The organism is Ectothiorhodospira mobilis, assembly GCF_900114895.1.
In the GTDB taxonomy this organism is placed as follows: Bacteria; Pseudomonadota; Gammaproteobacteria; order Ectothiorhodospirales; family Ectothiorhodospiraceae; genus Ectothiorhodospira; species Ectothiorhodospira mobilis_A.
The window spans coordinates 1-18368 of record NZ_FOUO01000004.1 but is presented as its reverse complement, the minus strand read 5'-3'; the positions used below and the strand labels follow the sequence as shown (position 1 = coordinate 18368).

Below are 18368 nucleotides of genomic sequence, written 5' to 3'. Positions count from 1 at the left end.
GAATCATTTCTCCGCGGGCAGGCGCACGGCCGTCAGCTCACCGCCGCGCCCCAGTGCATAGAGGGTCCCGTCCCGGACCCGGAGGGTGCCCATGATCCCCGCAGAATCCCCGCGCACACGTCCCAGCAAGCGGCCATCCTCCAGGGAGAGCCAGTGCAGATAGCCCTCGGCATCCCCCACCACGGCGTGGCTGGCCACCACCGCGGGCACGGTCACGCCGCGCCGCTGCAGGCGGTCCTGCTGCCACAGGGACCCCCCGGTGTTCCGGTCCAGGGCCCAGACCCGCCCCTGGGCATCGGTCACCAGCACCCGGTCCCCGGACAGGGTGAGCCCCCGATGGGAGGAGAGGTCCCGCTGCCAGAGGGTGCGGCCATCGGAGATGGACAGGGCCATCACCCGCCCCTGGTAACCGGCCACGTACAGCACCCCATCGGCATAGGCCATCCGACCATCCACATCCGCCATGCGATCCAGTTCCGTACGGCCGCTGGGCACGGCGGCCCGGGTCTCCCAGAGGACATTCCCCCGGGCCAGGCCCAACAGGGTGACACGCCCGTCATCGAAACCGGCGGCGACACGCCCCGGGAGCAGCAGGGGCACGGCGGCGCCCCGCAGGCTCAGGGCCGGGGTGGTGCGTCCGGCCATCCAGCCGGTCTCGCCGGTTTCGGCATCCAGGGCGTACAGGTGCCCGTCGTTGGTGCGCACCACCACCACCCCCTGATCCACGCCGGAGACCGCCATCACCTCACTGGAAAGGCGCTGACGCCACAGGATCTGGCCGTCCTCCAGGTCCAGGGCAACGGCCCGGCCCTCGCCGGTACCGACGACCACAACCCCCTCGCCGCCGCCCACGCCGGCGGTGATTTCACCCTCGAGGCGGGTCTCCCAGAGGCGTTCACCCGCCTCCAGGGTCCAGGCACTGACGCGTCCGTCGGCACCGGCGGCAACGACCCGGTCCTCCGCCAGATGGGGCGAAAGCTGCAGATAGTGCCCCCCGGAGCCGCTCCCCGTATCCCGGCTCCACACCGCCTGCGGGTGCACCATGGCCTCCAGTTCCGGCAGCGGCGACGGGGGCGGGGTCGTATCCCGGGTCCACAAACCGCAGCCCGAGACCAGGGCGGCCAAGGCCAACAGGGCCAGTAGCCTTGGCAGGGCCCGGAGGTGAAGCGATGCAGCCATCACGGCGCCTCCCTCCCTGCCGGGTCGGGTTCACCCAGGGCATCCCGTTTCATCATCAGGTAGTCGGAGGGCCGCACCGCCACCATCATGGCCTCATCGTAGGCCGTGCGGGCCTCGGCCTCCCGCCCCAGGGCGAGCAGGGCATCCCCGCGCAGCTCCCGAGCCAGGGCGAGGAAGGCGTCGGGGGTCTCCGCCTCCAGCAGGGTCAGCGCCTCCTCGGGGCGGTCATCCGCCAGCAGGACCCGGGCCAGGCGCAGGCGCGCCAGCTGGGCCTGATCCTCGTGGTGCGCCGACTCCATCACCCGGCGTAGCTGCGCCTCGGCCGTCTCCAGATCCCCCTGGTCCGCTGCCAGACGGGCCCATTCCAGGGCGGCCAGCGTGGCATAAGGGGTCCCCGAGGCGTCCTCGGACAGGGACCGCGCCTGCTCCAGGGCGGCCTCGGGATCGCTTTGCGCCGTATCCCGCAGGGCCTCGTAGCGGTCCGAGGCCTGCAACACACGGTTCTCCGTATAGCCGCTCCACAGGCGCCAGCCCACCAGCAGGGCGATCCCCAGGAGCAGGCCGATGATCACTGCGACCCCATTCTCCTGCCACCAGCGCTGGATGGACTCGATGCGTTCCTCATCGGTGGTCACGGACATACAGGGGACTCCTTTGCGTCATGCGGGGATGGGGAAATCTCGAGGCAGCGGGCGAGACGCGCCACCAGCGCGTCCCGTTGCAGGGTTTCCTGCTCGCCGGCCTGGCGCAGGGGTTTGAGACCGACGCCGCCCGCAGCCAGTTCGGACTCCCCCAGGATCAGGGCCCAGTCGGCGCCGCTGCGGTCGGCGCGGCGCAACTGGGCCTTGAAGCCGCCGCCCCCGCAGTGCATCTGCAGGCGCAGCCCGGGGAGCGCATCCCGCAGCGCCTCCGCCAGTTGCACCCCGGTCTCGAGGGCGCCCTCGGCGGCCATCACCAGATAGACATGGGGGGGGTGGAGTCCGGGCAATCCGCCCCGGGTCTCCAGCAGGCTCAGCAGACGCTCCACCCCCATGGCAAAGCCGGCCGCCGGGGTGGGACGCCCCCCCAGCTGTGCCACCAGACCATCATAGCGGCCGCCGGCGCAGACGGTGCCCTGGGCCCCCAGGTCCTCGGTGATCCACTCGAATACGGTGCGGCAGTAGTAATCCAGCCCGCGCACCAGCCGCGGGTTGACGGTGAACTCCACCCCGGCGGCCCGCAGCAGGGCCTGGAGCTGCTGGAAGTGCTCGCGGGAGGCCTGGTCCAGGTGATCCAGCAGGCTCGGGGCCCCGGCGATGATCTCCCTCAGGGCCGGATTCTTGCTGTCCAGGATGCGCAGGGGATTGGTGTGCAGACGCTGCCGGGCCTCCTCGTCCAGGGCCTCGGCGTGGCCGCTCAGATAGTCCACCAGCAATTGCCGGTAAGAGGCCCGGGCCTCGGGGGAGCCCAGGCTGTTGATCTCCAGGCGCAGGTTGTCCAGGCCCAGGCGGCGCCACAGGCGGGCGGTGACCAGGATCAGCTCCGCGTCGATATCCGGACCCTCCAGGCCGAAGGCCTCCACCCCCACCTGGTGGAACTGGCGGTAGCGGCCCTTCTGCGGGCGCTCGTGGCGAAACATGGGCCCGGCATACCACAGACGCTGCTGCTGATTGTGCAGTAGGCCGTGTTCCACCCCGGCGCGCACACAGCCGGCGGTGCCCTCCGGGCGCAGGGTGAGGCTGTCGCCGTTGCGGTCCTCGAAGGTGTACATCTCCTTTTCGACGATGTCGGTGACCTCGCCGATGGAACGGGCAAAGAGCTCCGTCTGCTCCAGGATGGGCAACCGGATCTCCTGATAGCCATAGGCCGCCAGGGTGTCCCGTACCCGGGCCTCCAGCCACTGCCATGCGCCGGATTGCTCCGGCAGGATGTCATGCATCCCGCGGATGGATCGGATTTGCCTGCTCATGCGTTATCCAGTTTTGACGGGTCGGGCGGGGGATTCAGGGGGAACCCAGGGTGAAACGGGCGGTGCGGTCGTCCCGGGCACGACTGGCGGTATCCACGCGGCGGCCGTTGAAGGTGAGTTCCACCCCCGGGGCATTGCCCAGAAAGACGCGGATGGGTGCCTTACCCTCCAGGCGGTGCTCCCTGCCGGCACGGATCAGACCGGAGAGCAGATCCTCCCCGTCCGCGTCCGTGATCTGTACCCAACAGTCCTCACGAAAGACCATACGCATACGTACCGGCCCCGGGGAGGCCTCCCCCTCCCGTTCCTCGCGCCCTGAGGTGGTTGCAGGGACGCCATCCCCCGAGGCGTCATCGCCCCGGGCATCGGTGCCAGACTCGTGTGGTTCGCTGCCGGGGGCTTGAGCGGCTCCCGTGCCGCTGCCCTCCGGGGCCAGGGGGCCATCGTCCCCGGCCCCGGAGGCCTGCAGGGGGATCGGTCCCGGCAGGGCGTCGGTGGGGGCAACGGATCCCGGAACCTCCTGGGTGACCGCAGGGGCCTCCTCCCGGTCTTGAACCCCGGTCGTGCCTGTGGATGCCGGGGCATCCTCATCCGTACCGCCCCCGGTGACCAGGGACCAGGTACCGGCGATCACCAGGGCCAGGATCGCCCCGAAGATGGCGATCCGCAGGAGTCCCGGAGAGAACCTGCGCAGGCCCGCCGGGGACTCGATGCGCCCGCGCACCGGGCCCGGCGGCTGTTCCTCCTCGGGCCCGGCGGGCTGGCCGCTGGCCCGGAAGGCCTGCAGCAGGGGTTCGGGCTCCATCTCCAGGGCCTTGGCACAACCCCGCAGGTAGCCGCGCACGTAGGGCGGCTCGGGAAGATCCCCGAACCGGTCCTCTTCCAGGGCCTGCAGGGTGGCCTTATGCAGGTGCAGACGGTCGGCCAGGGCCTCCAGGCTCATGCCCGCGGCCTCGCGGGCCTCTCGCAGGAGGCGGCCCGGGGAGGAATTCACACCTTCCGGGAGTTCGGTGTCCGGATTGTCCTGGCGGTCATCGGTTGCCACGGTTCTCCAGCTTCCTCAATCGCGCGGTCTCTTCGCTGTCAGGGAAATCGTTCTTCAGGCCCAGGGCACAGCGCCCCGCCTCGTCCCGGTTACCCAGGGCCAGTTCGGCCTGATGGCACAGCCAGAGCATCTCCGCCGTGGGGCGCGTCTGTTCCCGCAGACGCTGGAAATAGGCCCGCACCTGCAGATGATGCCCGGCTTCGGCGCTCAGGCGCAGCATCTCCAGGAGCGCCGGCACATGCTGCGGGTCCTCCTTCAAGGCGCGGCGGAACAGGCGCTCGGCCTTCTCCTTGTCCGGAACCTTGAGGGCACAGATGCCGGCGTTGGTCCAGGCCATCTCCGGTGTCGGGTAGAGGGGATCCCGGGCGGCCCGGGCGAAGGCCTCCTCGGCCTCCTCGAGCCGCCCCTGGCGGCAGAGGAAGGTGCCGTAGTTGTTCCAGAGCATGCCGGCATCCTCGGAGGAGGCCAGGGACAGGGCACGCCGATAGTGCCCGTCCGCCCGGTCGATACGCCCCAGGCGTTCCTGGAGCATGGCCTGGGCCGCCTGGACCTGGGGGGAATCCGGATCCTGTTCCAGGGCCCGGTCCAGGTTCTCCTTGGCGTGGCGCAACTCTCCCCTTCTCAGGTAATGCTGCCCCAGCTCCACGTACACCCGCGCCGCCTGACCGCGCCGGTCCTGCAGTTCCGTCGTGCTCGCACACCCCGTCAGCAGGAGCACTGCTCCCGCCACCACCAGTGGGATCAGGGTGCGCTTGCACAGCATCAGGCCGCCGTCCCGGAGGGCACCCTCTCCCCTCCCGCAGACGGGCCCCGCCGGGCCCGCTCCGCCACCCGGCCCACCAGCTGGCCACAGGCGGCATCGATGTCGTCCCCCCGCGGGCGGCGCGTGATGGTGGTGTAGCCCGCCTGCACCAGGATATCCCGGAAACGGGCGATGGCGGCCTCCCCAGGGCGACGGTAGGGGCTGCCCGGATAGGGATTGAAGGGGATCAGGTTGATCTTGCAGGGCACATCCCGCAGGCGCCGGGCCAGGGCACGGGCCTGATCCGGGCTGTCGTTGACCCCCTCCAGGAGTACATATTCCATGGTGATGCGGTCATGGTGTCCGCCCCGTCCCACATAGCGCCGGCAGGCGGCCAGGACCTGGTCCAGGGGGTACTTGCGGTTCAGGGGCACCAACTGGTTTCGCAGGGCGTCGTCCACGGCGTGCAGGCTCAGGGCCAGGGCCACCGGCTCGGTCTCCCGCAGGCGGTCGATCCCGGGCACCACGCCCACGGTGCTGACGGTGACCCGGCGACGGCTGAGGCCATAGGCATGGTCCTCCAGCATCAGGGACACCGCCGCGGCCACGGCATCGAAGTTCAGCAGCGGCTCGCCCATGCCCATGAGCACCACGTTGGTCACCACCCGGCTCTGCCCCTCACTGGGCTGGAGGCGCTGGCGGGCCACCTGCAGCTGGCCGATGATCTCCGCCGCGGTGAGGTTGCGGTTGAATCCCTGCCGGGCGGTGGAACAGAAGCTGCAGCCCAGGGCACAACCCACCTGGGAGGAGACGCACAGGGTCCCCCTGCCCTCCTCGGGGATGAACACCGTCTCGATGCAATTGCCGTCGTCCAGGCGCAGCAACCACTTGCGGGTGCCATCCGCCGCCGACTGCTCCAGCACCACCTCGGGGGCGCGGATCTCCGCCGCCTCGGCGAGCCAGGCCCGGGCGCTCTTGGCCAGATCGGTCATCTGTTCGAAGTCGCCGCAGCCCCGCTGGTGCATCCACTTGAGCACCTGCACGGCGCGGAAGGGCTTCTCCCCGCGCTGCGCGAAGAAGTCCGCCAGTTGCGGTCGGGTCATCCCCAACAGGTTGAGCCTAGCCTGGTCAGTCATGATTCGGTCCAGCGGCCCGGGGAGGAGATGGCGACCGTCCCCGGGCCCGGGGCACCCACGGACCCGCGGGCATCAAAGGGTGCGTTTGCAGATCTCTTCGGGCCGGAAGAAGAAGGCGATCTCCTCGCGGGCGGTGTCGGCGCCATCGGAGCCGTGCACGGCGTTGGCATCGATGCTCTCGGCGAAATCGGCGCGGATGGTCCCCGGGGCGGCCTCCTTGGGGTTGGTGGCGCCCATGAGTCCCCGGTTTTTGGCGATGGCGTCCTCGCCCTCCAGCACCTGCACCATCACCGGACCGCTGATCATGAAGGACACCAGATCATTGAAGAAGGGGCGTTCCTTGTGCACGGCATAGAAGCCTTCGGCCTGCTCGCGGCTGAGCTGCATCATGCGCGCGGCGACGATGCGCAGGCCGGCCTTCTCGAAGCGGCTGTAGATCTCACCGATGGCGTTCTTGGCCACGGCGTCGGGCTTGATGATGGAAAGGGTCTGTTCAACGGCCATCCGGCGTCTCCAGAAGATCGGGGGTTGCAAAGTGGTGCGGGGCGCGCTGGGAACGCGCCCCGTATCGGAAGAAGGAGGCAATCTTACCCCGTGGTGGGGGGGAGAAACAATCAGTCGTGCTCTTCCATCCAGGCCAGCTGCACCGCTTCCAGGATGCGCTCGCCGCTGTGGGCGGGGTCATCGTCGAAGTCCGGCAGCGCCAGGATCCAGTTGCGCAGGTCGACGAAGTTCACCCGCCGCGGGTCCACGTCCGGGTGGGCATCCTCCAGGGCCATGGCGATCTCCTGGGTGTCGGTCCACTTGAGGCCCATGGGCATCTCCTTTTAGTGCTGTTCGGAAACCTGGTTGATGGTGTAGCGGGGGATCTCCACCACCAGGTCCTCCTCCCCCACCCGTGCCTGGCAGGACAGGCGGGAGTCGGGCTCCAGGCCCCAGGCCTTGTCCAGCAGGTCTTCCTCCGCCTCGGAGGGCTCGTTCAGGGAATCCAGGCCCTCGCGCACGTAGACATGGCAGGTGGTGCAGGCGCAGGACTTCTCGCAGGCATGCTCGATCTCGATACCGTGCTCCAGGGCGGCATCGCAGATGCTGATGCCCGGTTCCACCTGGATGGCGGCCCCCTCCGGGCAGAGTTCCTCGTGGGGAAGAAAGACGATGCGTGGCATGGCGGGGCTCCTGAAAGGATCAGTCGAACTCTTCAACGCGGTGGCCCGACATGGCCTGGCGCACGCTCTCGTTCATACGCCGGGCCACGAAGGACTCACTGGCCTTCTCCAGGTGGCGGATGGCGTCGGCGATGGCCTGGGGGTCGCCTTCGCCGCGCACCGCCTCCAGCCGGCTGCGGGCCGCGTCGATGGTGGCGCGTTCCTCGGGGGTGAGCAGATGGGCATCCGCCTCCAGGGCGGCGTCCAGGGCCTCCAGGACGCGGTTGGCCTCCACCTGCTGCTCCCGCAGGCGGCGGGCCTCCATGTCTTCCTGGGCGTGGCTGCGGGAATCGGTGAGCATGTGTTCGATCTCGCCGTCGGTGAGGCCGTAGGAGGGCTTGACCTCGATGCCGGCCTGGACCCCGCTGACCATCTCCCGGGCGGTGACACTCAACAGGCCATCGGCGTCCACCTGGTAGGTGACCCGCACCCGGGCCGCCCCGGCCACCATGGGGGGGATGCCGGAAAGGGTGAAGCGGGCCAGGGAGCGGTTGTGATCCACCAGGTCCCGCTCCCCCTGCACCACATGCAGGGACATGGCGCCCTGTCCGTCCTTGAAGGTGGTGAATTCCTGGGCGCGGCTCACGGGGATGGTGGTGTTGCGGGGGATGATGTGCTCCACCAGGCCGCCCATGGTCTCGATGCCCAACGACAGGGGGATCACGTCCAGCAGCAGCATGTCGTCCCCGGGCTGGTTGCCCGCCAGCACGTCCGCCTGCAGGGCCGCCCCCACGGCCACCACCTGATCCGGGTCGATATCCACCCGGGGATCCCGGCCGAAGAACTCGCCCACCCGCTGGCGCACCCGGGGCACGCGGGTGGAACCGCCCACCATGACCACGTCCAGGATCTCGTCGGCCTGGACCCCGGCATCCCGCAGGGCCCGGCGGCAGGCGGTGAGGGTCTTGTCGATGAGGGGGTCGATGAGTTCATTCATCTGCCGGCAGGTCATGCAGCCGGACCAGTATCCGGAGTCGGACACGGCCACCTTCAGTTCGGTCTCGTCCTGCTCCGTCAGGGCCTCCTTCACCTTACAGGCATCCATCATCAGCTGGCGCATGCGGTGATGCCCGGTATCCCCCTCGATGCCCGCCTCCTGCATCATCCAGGCGGCGATGGCGCGGTCGAAGTCATCCCCCCCCAGGGCGCTGTCCCCGCCGGTGGCCAGCACCTCGAACACCCCCTGGTTCAGCCGCAGGATGGAGATATCGAAGGTGCCGCCCCCCAGGTCGTAGACGGCGATCACCCCCTCCTGGCCCCGATCCAGGCCGTAGGCGACGGCGGCGGCCGTGGGTTCGTTGAGCAGGCGGTAGACGTTCAGCCCGGCCAGACGGGCGGCGTCCTTGGTGGCCTGGCGCTGGGCGTCGTCGAAGTAGGCGGGCACGGTGATCACCGCCCCGTTCAGATCCCCACCCAGACGGGCCTCGGCCCGCTCCCTGAGCACCCGGAGGATCTCGGCGGAGACCTCCACCGGCGTCACCTCGCCACCCCGGGTACGGATGCGGGGCACCCCCCCTTCGCCAGCAACGAAGTCGTAGGGTATATGCCCGGCCACGGTCTTGAGGTCGGCCACGCCCCGGCCCATGAGGCGTTTGATGGAGGAGAGGGTGTTGAGCGGGTCCAGGGCCGCGCGCCGGCGCGCCTCGTGGCCCACCAGGGGCGCCCCGTCCTCGCCGTAATGCACCACCGAGGGCAGCAGCATGCGCCCCTCGGCGTCCCTGAGGACCTGGGGCTCACCGTCGCGCACCGTGGCCACCAGGGAGTTGGTGGTGCCCAGATCGATGCCCACCGCCAGCCGGTGCTGGTGGGGATCGGGGGACATGCCCGGTTCACAGATCTGCAATAGCGCCATGGCGTCGTGGTATCCGTCGATGGGTGCGTGTACGCGGGATCAGGGCAGATCCCGGTCCTCCAGGCGCTCGGCCAGGGCCGTCGCCTCCTGCCGCAGGCGTTCGAAGAAGCGGATCTTCAGCACCTCGGCCTTGGCCGCCGCCAGGTCCCCGGCCTCGAAGGCCTGCTCGAAGGCCTGCAGCAGGGCCTTGTGGCGGGCGCCGATGTCGGCCCTCACCCGCTCCACCGCCTCCAGGGGCCTGGGGTCCTGCTCCGCCGCCTCCAGGGCCTCGCGCAGTTCCATCTGCTCCATGAGGAATTCCGGATCCTGGGCCGTATCCCGTTCCTCGTCCACGGCCACCCCGTGCAACTCCAGCAGGTAGCGGGCGCGGCGTCCGTCATCCCGGAGCACGGCATAGGCCTCGTTCACCTGGGCCGCACCCTGCACCGCCAGGCGCCGGGCCTGGTCCCCCGCCCGGGCGAACCGGTCGGGATGCAGGGCGGACTGCATGTGCCGATAGGCCTGGGACAACGCCCCGGGGTCGATGCGAAAGCGCTGCGGCAGACCCAGCAGCTCGAAATGGTTCTGCTTCAGATCCAGTTCCAGCGTCGCGCGGTCTCCTTCGGTCATGGGATGCCTCCGGGGGACGGATCCCTCAGACCGCGAAGCTCTCGCCGCAACCGCAGCGGGAGGCTTCGTTGGGGTTGTTGAAGCGGAAGCCCTCGTTGAGGCCCTCACGGGTGTAGTCCAGTTCCGTGCCATCCAGGTACACCAGGCTGCGGGGACTGACCACCAGCTGCACGCCCTTGTCCTCGAACACGGTGTCCCCTTCCTCCAGTTCGTCGGCGAACTCCATGACATAGGCCATGCCCGAACAACCGGTGGTCTTCACCCCCAGGCGCAGGCCGATGCCCTTGCCCCGGGCCTCCAGGGCGCTTCGGGCACGCTGCGCCGCCGTGTCGGTCAATGTGATCCCCATGTCGTTCCTCCTGTCAGGATGGGGGGCGGCTCAGGCCGCCCCGGTCTCCCCGTCCACCGGGGCAATGGTCTCGGCGGCCCCGCCGCCCTTCTTGCGGTAGTCGTCGATGGCCGCCTTGATGGCGTCCTCCGCCAGCACCGAACAGTGGATCTTCACCGGCGGCAGCGCCAGTTCCTCGGCGATCTCCGTGTTCTTGATGGAACCCGCCTCCTCCAGGGTCTTGCCCTTCACCCATTCCGTCAGCAGGCTGGAACTGGCGATCGCCGAGCCGCAGCCGTAGGTCTTGAACTTGGCATCCTCGATCACGCCGGCATCGTTCACCCGGATCTGCAGCTTCATCACGTCTCCGCAGGCGGGCGCACCCACCATGCCCGTGCCCACGCTACGGTCGCCCTTGTCCATGGACCCCACATTGCGCGGGTTCTCGTAATGGTCAATCACCTTGTCACTGTAGGCCATGTCTCTACCCTCCGGTTCGCTCTCTATTGGACCGCGCTCAGTGCGCCGCCCATTCCACGCTCTTGAGATCCACACCCTCCTGGTGCATCTCCCAAAGCGGCGACAGCTCCCGCAGCCGCCCCACCGCCGCGCGCACCAGCTCCACCGTATGGTCGATCTCCGCCTCGGTGGTATAGCGCCCCAGGGAGAAGCGGATGGAGCTGTGCGCCAGCTCGTCGTCCCGCCCCAGGGCGCGCAGGACATAGGACGGCTCCAGACTGGCGCTGGTGCAGGCCGATCCCGAGGACACGGCGATGTCCCGCAGGGCCATGATCAGGCTCTCCCCCTCCACGAAATTGAAGGAGCAGTTGAGGATCCCCGCCACACGCCGATCGGGATGACCATTCAAGTAGACCTCCTCCATCTGCGCAAGCCCGGACCACAGCCGCTGCCGCAGGGCCTGCAGGCGGGCGGTCTCGGCCTCCATCTCCTCGCCGGCGATGCGAAAGGCCTCGCCCATGCCCACGATCTGGTGCGTCGGCAGGGTCCCGGAGCGCAGGCCCCGTTCGTGCCCGCCCCCATGCATCTGCGCCTCCAGGCGCACCCGGGGCTTGCGCCGCACATACAGGGCGCCGATGCCCTTGGGACCGTAGATCTTGTGTCCGGAAAAGCTCATCAGATCCACCGGCAGCGCGCCCAGGTCGATGGGCAGCTTGCCCGCCGATTGCGCCGCGTCCACGTGAAACACGATGCCCCGCTCCCGCGTCAGCCGCCCGATGGCTTCCAGGTCCTGGATCACGCCGATCTCGTTATTGACATGCATGATCGAGACCAGGATGGTGTCATCCCGCAGGGCCGAGGCCAGGCGTTCCAGGTCCAGCAGGCCATCCGGCTCCGGTTCCAGGTAGGTGACCTCAAAGCCTTCCCGCTCCAGCTGACGGCAGCTGTCCAGCACCGCCTTGTGCTCGGTCTTCATGGTGACGATGTGACGCCCCTTCTTCTGGTAGAAGTGCGCCGCACCCTTGAGCGCCAGGTTGTCGGATTCCGTCGCGCCGCTGGTCCAGATGATCTCCCGCGGGTCCGCGCCCACCAGCGAGGCCACCTGCTCCCGGGCACGCTCCACCGCCCGTTCCGCCTCCCAACCCAGGGCGTGGGAGCGTGAGGCCGCGTTGCCATAGCAGCCCCCGCGGGTGAGATAACGGCACATCTCTTCCGCCACCCGATCGTCCACCGGCGTCGTCGCCGCATAGTCCAGGTAGATGGGTAATTGGATCTCGCTCATTGTGTCCTCCTCGGGCCCACGGCCCACCTGGTCCCGGCGTTGCAAGCCCGGGGGCTATTTCACCCTACTCCACCGATTCCTGTGCCGCGCTCAGGACAGTCCCCGCGCTACTGCGGCTGGGGGCGCTGGACCGGGCCACCTCCCGGTCCTGACGCGCCGCCACCTCGCGCACCCCCTTGCGCTGCATCACGTCCGCCAAGGTGATGTTGGCCAGGAAATCATAGATCTGCCGGCTCAGATCCGACCACAGGTCGTGGGTGAGGCAGCGCTGACTGTTCTGGCAATCCACCGTGCCGCCGCAGCGGGTGGTGTCCACCTTCTCGTCCACGGCGGAGATGACGTCGGCAATGGCCACATCCCCCGGCGGGCGGCTCAGGGTATAGCCCCCCCCCGGACCGCGGGTGCTGAGCACCAACCCCCGCTTGCGCAGGCGCGCAAAGAGTTGTTCCAGGTAGGATAATGAGATACCTTGCCGGTTGGAGATATCCGCAAGGGATATCGGGCCCTGATCGTTATGCAGGGCCAGGTCCAGCATGGCCGTCACCGCGTAACGCCCCTTCGTTGTCAGTCTCATCTGCCCTCTCTCCCGAATCAGCCGCCGGGATATAGTACCTATACCCGATAAAAACGGTCAAGTATTGTCGGTGCCGGTCCCGGAATCCGTCCCTGCCGTCTCCGCTGCGGGTTCCTCCGCCCTCAGCCCCAGATCCCGCAGGTCCCCGGCCTCGACCTCCCGGATACGGGAATCGTCCACCGCCGCCCCCAGGGTGCGCAGGGCATGGCTGTTCTCATCCAGGCGCTGGTCTACGGTGTGCAGGTGGTCCAGGATGCGGTGGATGGCCACGGCCACCGGGTCGGGCATGTCGCGGGTGGTACCGTAGGCATCGAAGCCCATGCGCCGGGCCATGCGCTCGCGCCGGGCCTCGTCCTCGCCGCGCTGGGTGACGACCCGCCCGGGGATGCCCACCACCGTGGCCCCGGCGGGGACCTCCTTGAGGACCACGGCATTGGAGCCGATGCGGGCCCCCTCGCCCACGCAGATGGGGCCCAGGATCTTGGCCCCGGCCCCCACCACCACGTTGTTCTCCAATTGTGGATGGCGCTGCCCCCGGCCCCAGGTGGTGCCCCCCAGGGTGACACCGTGATACAGGGTGCAATCGTCGCCGATACGCGCCGTCTCGCCGATGACCACCCCCATGCCGTGGTCGATGAAGAAGCGGCGGCCGATGCAGGCCCCCGGATGGATCTCGATGCCGGTGAGCCAGCGGCCGAAATAGGCCAGAAACCGGGCCGGCCAGCGCAGGCCATGGTGCCATAGGCAATGGCTGATGCGATGGATCAGCAGGGCATGCACCCCGGGATAGGTGGTGAGCACCTCGAAGGTGTTGCGGGCTGCCGGATCCCGCTCGAAGACACAACGCACATCCTCGCGCAGACGTTGCAACATAGGGGGCCTCTTACCCGACCGGTTCGCTATGTCTTACCATTCTAATCCCTTTCCGGGTTCCCGCGTCCAACGGGACCCCGGGCGGCATGGGTGAGGATCCCCCGCAGGATGTTCACCTCGTTGACGCTGGGGTGGGCCCGGGCGAAGAGCCGGCGCAGGCGGCGCATGAGGTGACGGGGGTTGTCCGGATCCAGAAAGTCCAGCACCTGCAGGGTCTCCTCCAGGTGGGCGTAGAACCGCTCCAGCTCCTCGTGGGGCGCCCCCACCTCGCCGCCTCCCGGGGACTCCACCGGCGCGGCGTCACCCTGCCCGGCCTCCAGGGCCGCCAGGCGCAACTCGTAGGTGAGCACCTGCACCGCCGCCGCCAGATTGAGGGAGCTGTAATCCGGATGGGTGGGGATCGTCACCAGGGCCTGGCAGCGATCCAGTTCTTCATTGGTCAGGCCCGTGCGCTCGCGCCCGAAGAGCAGGGCCACGGGCCCCGAGGAGGCCGCCTGCAGGAGATCCGCGGCGGCGGCCCGTGGGGTGAGTTCCGGCCAGCGCAGGGTACGCTGGCGGGCACTGGTGCCCAGCACCCGGCAACAGCCCGCCAGGGCCGTATCCAGATCGTCGTGGACCCGGGCCCGGGCCAGTAGATCGTGGGCCCCGGAGGCCCGGGCGGTGGCCTCGGCGCTGGGATAGCCCTGGGGGTTGACCAGGCGCAGATCCGAGAGCCCCATATTCTTCATGGCCCGGGCCACCCCGCCGATATTGCCGGGATGGGTGGTGTTCACCAGGACGATGCGCACGGCCCCGAGGGCCCCGGTGGGTTCATTTGTCATCTTGGGTTGTGTATCTTTCGCCATCTTCCCGTGCCCCAGGGGCACGGCCGTCGTTCTTTACCGGATCCGGACACCTGCTCATGAATCCCTTGTTGAACATCGCCGTCAAGGCCGCCCGGGCCGCGGGTCAGGTCATCGCCCGCAACGCCCACCGGCTGGACACCCTCACCATCCAGGACAAGCAGCCCAACGACTTCGTCACGGAGGTGGACCAGGCCGCGGAGCGGGAGATCATCCGCGTCATCCGGCGGGCCTATCCGGACCATGGCATCCTCGCCGAGGAGAGCGGGGCCCGGGACACGGACCATGACTTCGTCTGGGTCATCGACCCCCTGGACGGCACCACCAACTTCATCCACGGCATCCCCCAGTTTGCCGTATCCATCGCCGTCCGGCACCGCGGGCGACTGGAACAGGCGGTGGTCTATGACCCCATCAAGGAGGAACTGTTCACCGCCAGCCGCGGCGGCGGGGCCTTCCTCAACAGCCGCCGCATCCGCGTCACCGGCCTCAAGGATCTCTCCGGGGCCCTGCTGGGCACCGGCATCCCCTTCCGGGAGGAGCAGGATCTGGATCACTACCTGCGCACCCTGCGCGTGCTGCTGCCGGGCACGGCGGGGGTGCGCCGCCCCGGCGCCGCCTCCCTGGACCTGGCCTATGTGGCCTGCGGCCGCCTGGATGGGTTTTGGGAGATGGGCCTGAACGAGTGGGACATGGCCGCCGGGGTGCTGCTGGTGCAGGAGGCCGGGGGGCTGGTGAGCGACCTGCGCGGCGGTAACGATTACCTGGAGCACGGCAACGTGGTGGCGGCCGGACCCAAGGTGTTCAAGGCCATGCTGCAGCGATTGCACCCGGTGGTGAACCGCAGCGCCGAATGACCCCCCGCCGGCGCCCCTGGCGCCGGTCCGGCCGGCCCCGGACTCAGGGCCGGTCGTCCAGCCCCTCCCCTTCCTTCTTCACCGGCAGCATCACGCCCCGGTCCACGCCCATCACCAGGGCCAGGGCGGAGGCCACGTAGATGGAGGAGTAGGTGCCCACCAGTACGCCGATGATCAGGGCCAGGGCGAAGTTCTGGATCACCGCGCCGCCAAAGACATACAGACACACCAGCACCAGCAGCGTGGTGAGGCTGGTCATGAGGGTACGCGCCAGGCTCTGATTCACCGAGATATTCATCACCCGCGCCGTGGCCTCCTTGCGCAGGCGGCGGAAGTTCTCACGGATGCGGTCGTAGACCACGATGGTGTCGTTGAGGGAGTAGCCGATCACGGCGAGCACGGCCGCCAGCACCGACAGGTCGAATTCCAGCCACAGCAGGGAGAAGATTCCCAGGGTGAGGGTAACATCGTGCACCAGGGCGGCCACCGCCCCCAGGGAGAAGCGCCATTCAAAGCGCAGGGCCACGTAGATGAGGATCCCCAGCAGGGCGTAGAGCATGGCCAGACCGCCCTGCTCCCGAAGCTCATCCCCCACCTGGGGGCCCACGAACTCCACCCGGCGCATCTCTACGTCCGAAGCGGCGGTACGCAACTGGGTGAGCACCTGCTCGGAGAGCTGCGCGCTGTCCTCCCCCTCCCGCGGGGCCAGGCGGATGAGCACATCGCTGGAGGTGCCGAAATACTGCACGCTGGCCCGTTCAAACCCCCCTTCCTGCAGGGTCTCCCGTACCGCATTCAGTTCCACCGCCTCGGGATAGCCCACCTCGATGAGGGTGCCGCCGGTGAAGTCGATCCCCAGGTTCAGGCCGCGGAAAACCAGCAGCAGGATGGAGAGCACGACCAGGACGGTGGAGATGGACAGGGCGATGCGCCGCTGACCCAGAAAATCGATGTTGGCGTTGGCGAAGTTCAGCTGCATGGCGGGAACGCCTTCAGATGGCCAGCGTCTTGAGGCGACGCCGGCGTCCGTAGATGAGGTTGATCAGCGCACGCGTGACCATCAGGGCCGTGAACAGGGACACCAGGATGCCCAGGGAGAGGGTCACGGCAAAGCCCTTGATGGGTCCGGTGCCGAACATGAACAGCACCACCGCGGCGATGAGGGTGGTGATATTGGCATCGGCGATGGTGGACAGGGCACGGGCATAGCCGGCCTGGATGGACGCCTGGGGGGAGTTGCCGTTGCGCAATTCCTCGCGGATGCGCTCGAAGATGAGCACATTAGCGTCCACCGCCATGCCCACGGTGAGTACGATCCCGGCGATCCCCGGCAGGGTCAGGGTGGCCTGGAGCATGGACAGCAGGGCCACCAGCAGCACCAGATTGAGGGCCAGGGCCAGGTCGGCTACCAGGCCGAAGACCCGGTAATAGAGGGCCATGAACACCAGCACCAGGACAAAACCCAGCACCACGGACTTGAATCCGGCCTCGATGTTGTCCCGGCCCAGGCTCGGGCCCACGGTGCGTTCCTCGACGATGCTCATGGGCGCCGCCAGGGCCCCGGCCCGCAGCAGCAGGGCCAGGTTGTGGGCCTCGCGGGAGCTATCCAGGCCGGTGATCTGGAAACGGCGCCCCAGCTGCTCCTGAATGCGGGCGATACTAATCACCTCCTCGCTGCGGGTCGTGCGGCGCACCAGCTCACCGTCCTCACGCACGGTCTCGGTGGCGGTCTCGATGAAGACCACGCCCATGAGCCGGCCCACGTTGTCCCCCGTGGCCTGACTGAAGAGCCGCGCCCCCTGACCATCCAGGTTGATGAATACCGCCGGACCCCCGGTGTCCTGGGCAATGCCGGAGGTGGCGTCCTGGATGTAGTCCCCGGTGAGCATCACACGGCGCTCCAGCAGGACGGGATTACCGTTGCGCTCCCGGTACAGCCGGGATCCGGCCGGGGCACGACCCCGCTCGGCGGCGGCAAAGGGATCGTGCTCCTCGTCCACCAGACGGAACTCCAGGGTGGCCGTGGCCCCCAGGATCTCCTTGGCCCGGGCGGTATCCTGTACCCCGGGGAGCTGCACCACGATGCGCCGCTCCCCCTGCTGCTGGATCACCGGCTCGGCCACCCCCAGCTCATTCACCCGGTTGCGCAGCGTGGTGATGTTCTGTTGCAGGGCCAGGCGGCGCTGGGTCTGCAACTGCTCCTCGGTCACCCGGGCGCGGATGCGCGGGCTGCCGCTGCCGCCCACGGCCTCGAATTCCAGATCGCCGCGATAGTCATCCCGCAGCCGCTCCAGGGCCCGGTCCCGGACCTCGGCATCATCGAAGCGCAGGTGGATCCCTTCCCCATCCCGCTCCACGCTGAGGTAACGGATGTCCGCCTCCCGCAGGCGGGTGCGGAATTCGCTGGCGTAGCGTTCATGGACGTTGTCCACCACGGCGTCCATATCCACCTCCATGAGGAAGTGGATACCGCCGCGCAGGTCCAGCCCCAGGTTCATGGGACGGGCATTGAGGGCCTGCAGCCAGCCCGGCGTGGCCGGGGCCAGGTTCAGGGCCACGGAGTATTCATCCCCCAGGGCGGTGCGCAGTACATCCGCGGCCCGCAACTGGGCATCCGGGGACGAGAAGCGCACCATCAGCCCGGTCTCGCCCCGTTCCATGGCCTTGACGGGGATGCCCCGCCCCTCCAGCACGGCCCGCACCTGCCGTTCCACTTCGGGCCCCACCTCGCCGGCAGTGTCATGGGCCACCTGCACCACCGGATCCTCCGGGAAGAGATTGGGCAGGGCGTAGACGAGGCCCACCACAAGGGCGACCACGATGAGCAGGTATTTCCAGGCGGGGTACTGGTTCATGACACAACCGGGTTGATCGTGAGATCGGCGGGGCGGATCACAGGTCCTTGAGGGTGCCCTTGGGCAGCACGGCGGCCACGGACTGGCGCTGGACCACCAACTCCACCCCGTTGGAGGCCTCGACCTTGAGGAAGTTCTCGTGCACCTGGGTGATCCTGCCCACCAGGCCGCCGTTGGTGACGATCTCATCCCCCTTGGAGAGATTGTCCACCATGTTCTTGTGTTCCTTGGCGCGCTTGCTCTGGGGTCGGATGATGAGGAAGTACATGATGGCGAAGAAGACGCCGATCATGATGAGGAATTCGATCATGCCACCGCCGGCCGGCGGCTGACCCTGCTGGGCGTAGGCGTCGGAGATGAGGAAGTTCATGGCAGGTCTCCTTGAGACGTCACTGGGATTCGGCGCGGGGCCCGCTGCGGGAGGCGGACACGAAAGCCACGCATTATGGCACAGACTACGGGGTTTTCGCGCGGCGGCGGTGGAAGTCCAGGGCAATCGCACATAGAGATTGATTCTTATTTGAGTCCGAGTAAGTGAGCACGGTACTCGTCAGATGTTGCCGCGATGATCCGTTTGGTCTT

The 18368-nt window shown here is 68.4% G+C and carries 21 protein-coding genes; 1 reads left to right on the top strand and 20 read right to left on the bottom strand.

The genetic code is table 11. The features are described from left to right. Positions 1-3 precede the first annotated feature (3 nt). The 17 genes from bamB to BM214_RS03985 form a co-directional block, all read right to left on the bottom strand. Entirely contained in the window at positions 4-1179 is a 1176-nt protein-coding gene (gene bamB, locus BM214_RS04065) for an outer membrane protein assembly factor BamB (RefSeq protein WP_090483939.1), read from the bottom strand. Next, a complete protein-coding gene (locus BM214_RS04060; RefSeq protein ID WP_090483938.1) occupies positions 1179-1820 on the bottom strand; it encodes a YfgM family protein in 642 nt (213 codons plus the stop codon). Before BM214_RS04060 ends, bamB begins: the two co-directional genes overlap by 1 nt. Further along, on the bottom strand, positions 1811-3127 hold the full coding sequence (gene hisS, locus BM214_RS04055; RefSeq protein ID WP_090483937.1) for a histidine--tRNA ligase: 1317 nt from the start codon (positions 3125-3127) through the stop codon (positions 1811-1813). Before hisS ends, BM214_RS04060 begins: the two co-directional genes overlap by 10 nt. A gap of 34 nt (positions 3128-3161) precedes the next feature. Continuing rightward, a complete protein-coding gene (locus tag BM214_RS04050) occupies positions 3162-4172 on the bottom strand; it encodes a RodZ domain-containing protein (protein WP_090483936.1) in 1011 nt (336 codons plus the stop codon). Continuing rightward, positions 4159-4935, bottom strand: coding sequence for a type IV pilus biogenesis/stability protein PilW (gene pilW, locus BM214_RS04045; protein WP_090483935.1), 777 nt, complete (start codon positions 4933-4935; stop codon positions 4159-4161). The genes BM214_RS04050 and pilW overlap by 14 nt, the downstream gene beginning before the upstream one ends. Further along, positions 4935-6050: a dual-specificity RNA methyltransferase RlmN gene (gene rlmN, locus BM214_RS04040; RefSeq protein ID WP_090483934.1), complete on the bottom strand. Its 1116-nt coding sequence runs from the start codon at positions 6048-6050 to the stop codon at positions 4935-4937. Before rlmN ends, pilW begins: the two co-directional genes overlap by 1 nt. Before the next feature lie 72 nt (positions 6051-6122). Then, positions 6123-6554, bottom strand: coding sequence for a nucleoside-diphosphate kinase (ndk, locus tag BM214_RS04035; RefSeq protein ID WP_090483933.1), 432 nt, complete (start codon positions 6552-6554; stop codon positions 6123-6125). A gap of 110 nt (positions 6555-6664) precedes the next feature. Beyond that, positions 6665-6865, bottom strand: coding sequence for a Fe-S cluster assembly protein IscX (iscX, locus tag BM214_RS04030; protein ID WP_090483932.1), 201 nt, complete (start codon positions 6863-6865; stop codon positions 6665-6667). A gap of 12 nt (positions 6866-6877) precedes the next feature. Further along, entirely contained in the window at positions 6878-7216 is a 339-nt protein-coding gene (gene fdx, locus BM214_RS04025) for an ISC system 2Fe-2S type ferredoxin (RefSeq protein ID WP_090483931.1), read from the bottom strand. Positions 7217-7235: 19 nt separating this feature from the next. Then, positions 7236-9107, bottom strand: coding sequence for a Fe-S protein assembly chaperone HscA (gene hscA / locus BM214_RS04020; RefSeq protein WP_090483930.1), 1872 nt, complete (start codon positions 9105-9107; stop codon positions 7236-7238). Positions 9108-9146: 39 nt separating this feature from the next. Further along, the gene (gene hscB, locus BM214_RS04015) at positions 9147-9716 is read right to left on the bottom strand and encodes a Fe-S protein assembly co-chaperone HscB (RefSeq protein WP_090483929.1); all 570 of its coding nucleotides are present in this window, start codon (positions 9714-9716) and stop codon (positions 9147-9149) included. Between the two features lie 25 nt (positions 9717-9741). After that, positions 9742-10065 (bottom strand): iron-sulfur cluster assembly protein IscA, encoded by a 324-nt coding sequence (iscA, locus tag BM214_RS04010; RefSeq protein ID WP_090483928.1) that lies wholly within the window; start codon positions 10063-10065, stop codon positions 9742-9744. 30 nt (positions 10066-10095) lie between these two features. Further along, entirely contained in the window at positions 10096-10524 is a 429-nt protein-coding gene (iscU, locus tag BM214_RS04005) for a Fe-S cluster assembly scaffold IscU (protein ID WP_090483927.1), read from the bottom strand. A gap of 37 nt (positions 10525-10561) precedes the next feature. Then, positions 10562-11785, bottom strand: a complete 1224-nt coding sequence (locus tag BM214_RS04000; RefSeq protein ID WP_090483926.1) for an IscS subfamily cysteine desulfurase — start codon at positions 11783-11785, stop codon at positions 10562-10564. Between the two features lie 64 nt (positions 11786-11849). Then, a complete protein-coding gene (gene iscR / locus BM214_RS03995) occupies positions 11850-12359 on the bottom strand; it encodes a Fe-S cluster assembly transcriptional regulator IscR (RefSeq protein WP_090483925.1) in 510 nt (169 codons plus the stop codon). Positions 12360-12416: 57 nt separating this feature from the next. Beyond that, positions 12417-13232 carry a serine O-acetyltransferase gene (gene cysE, locus BM214_RS03990; RefSeq protein ID WP_090483924.1) on the bottom strand — a complete coding sequence of 272 codons (816 nt, stop codon included), beginning with the start codon at positions 13230-13232 and terminating at the stop codon, positions 12417-12419. Positions 13233-13273: 41 nt separating this feature from the next. Beyond that, positions 13274-14053 carry an RNA methyltransferase gene (locus tag BM214_RS03985; protein WP_090483923.1) on the bottom strand — a complete coding sequence of 260 codons (780 nt, stop codon included), beginning with the start codon at positions 14051-14053 and terminating at the stop codon, positions 13274-13276. 80 nt (positions 14054-14133) lie between these two features. On the opposite strand from BM214_RS03985, the gene BM214_RS03980 reads away from it, so the two are divergent. Beyond that, positions 14134-14931 (top strand): inositol monophosphatase family protein, encoded by a 798-nt coding sequence (locus tag BM214_RS03980; protein ID WP_090483922.1) that lies wholly within the window; start codon positions 14134-14136, stop codon positions 14929-14931. 43 nt (positions 14932-14974) lie between these two features. Here BM214_RS03980 and secF read toward each other — a convergent pair whose 3' ends face one another. From secF to yajC, 3 genes are read right to left on the bottom strand one after another with little or no spacing between them, the layout of a single operon-like run. Continuing rightward, entirely contained in the window at positions 14975-15910 is a 936-nt protein-coding gene (gene secF / locus BM214_RS03975) for a protein translocase subunit SecF (protein WP_090483921.1), read from the bottom strand. A 13-nt stretch (positions 15911-15923) separates the two neighbouring features. Continuing rightward, positions 15924-17786, bottom strand: a complete 1863-nt coding sequence (gene secD, locus BM214_RS03970) for a protein translocase subunit SecD (protein WP_090483920.1) — start codon at positions 17784-17786, stop codon at positions 15924-15926. A gap of 37 nt (positions 17787-17823) precedes the next feature. Continuing rightward, positions 17824-18156, bottom strand: a complete 333-nt coding sequence (gene yajC, locus BM214_RS03965; protein ID WP_090483919.1) for a preprotein translocase subunit YajC — start codon at positions 18154-18156, stop codon at positions 17824-17826. Between the last annotated feature and the right edge of the window lie 212 nt (positions 18157-18368).

Bases quoted from the DNA above. Each gene is read 5' to 3' on its own strand.
- bamB (WP_090483939.1), bottom strand. From the start codon at position 1,179: ATGGCTGCATCGCTTCACCTCCGGGCCCTGCCAAGGCTACTGGCCCTG.
- BM214_RS04060 (WP_090483938.1), bottom strand. From the start codon at position 1,820: ATGTCCGTGACCACCGATGAGGAACGCATCGAGTCCATCCAGCGCTGG.
- hisS (WP_090483937.1), bottom strand. From the start codon at position 3,127: ATGAGCAGGCAAATCCGATCCATCCGCGGGATGCATGACATCCTGCCG.
- pilW (WP_090483935.1), bottom strand. From the start codon at position 4,935: ATGCTGTGCAAGCGCACCCTGATCCCACTGGTGGTGGCGGGAGCAGTG.
- rlmN (WP_090483934.1), bottom strand. From the start codon at position 6,050: ATGACTGACCAGGCTAGGCTCAACCTGTTGGGGATGACCCGACCGCAA.
- ndk (WP_090483933.1), bottom strand. From the start codon at position 6,554: ATGGCCGTTGAACAGACCCTTTCCATCATCAAGCCCGACGCCGTGGCC.
- iscX (WP_090483932.1), bottom strand. From the start codon at position 6,865: ATGGGCCTCAAGTGGACCGACACCCAGGAGATCGCCATGGCCCTGGAG.
- fdx (WP_090483931.1), bottom strand. From the start codon at position 7,216: ATGCCACGCATCGTCTTTCTTCCCCACGAGGAACTCTGCCCGGAGGGG.
- hscA (WP_090483930.1), bottom strand. From the start codon at position 9,107: ATGGCGCTATTGCAGATCTGTGAACCGGGCATGTCCCCCGATCCCCAC.
- hscB (WP_090483929.1), bottom strand. From the start codon at position 9,716: ATGACCGAAGGAGACCGCGCGACGCTGGAACTGGATCTGAAGCAGAAC.
- iscA (WP_090483928.1), bottom strand. From the start codon at position 10,065: ATGGGGATCACATTGACCGACACGGCGGCGCAGCGTGCCCGAAGCGCC.
- iscU (WP_090483927.1), bottom strand. From the start codon at position 10,524: ATGGCCTACAGTGACAAGGTGATTGACCATTACGAGAACCCGCGCAAT.
- BM214_RS04000 (WP_090483926.1), bottom strand. From the start codon at position 11,785: ATGAGCGAGATCCAATTACCCATCTACCTGGACTATGCGGCGACGACG.
- iscR (WP_090483925.1), bottom strand. From the start codon at position 12,359: ATGAGACTGACAACGAAGGGGCGTTACGCGGTGACGGCCATGCTGGAC.
- cysE (WP_090483924.1), bottom strand. From the start codon at position 13,232: ATGTTGCAACGTCTGCGCGAGGATGTGCGTTGTGTCTTCGAGCGGGAT.
- BM214_RS03985 (WP_090483923.1), bottom strand. From the start codon at position 14,053: ATGACAAATGAACCCACCGGGGCCCTCGGGGCCGTGCGCATCGTCCTG.
- BM214_RS03980 (WP_090483922.1), top strand. From the start codon at position 14,134: ATGAATCCCTTGTTGAACATCGCCGTCAAGGCCGCCCGGGCCGCGGGT.
- secF (WP_090483921.1), bottom strand. From the start codon at position 15,910: ATGCAGCTGAACTTCGCCAACGCCAACATCGATTTTCTGGGTCAGCGG.
- secD (WP_090483920.1), bottom strand. From the start codon at position 17,786: ATGAACCAGTACCCCGCCTGGAAATACCTGCTCATCGTGGTCGCCCTT.
- yajC (WP_090483919.1), bottom strand. From the start codon at position 18,156: ATGAACTTCCTCATCTCCGACGCCTACGCCCAGCAGGGTCAGCCGCCG.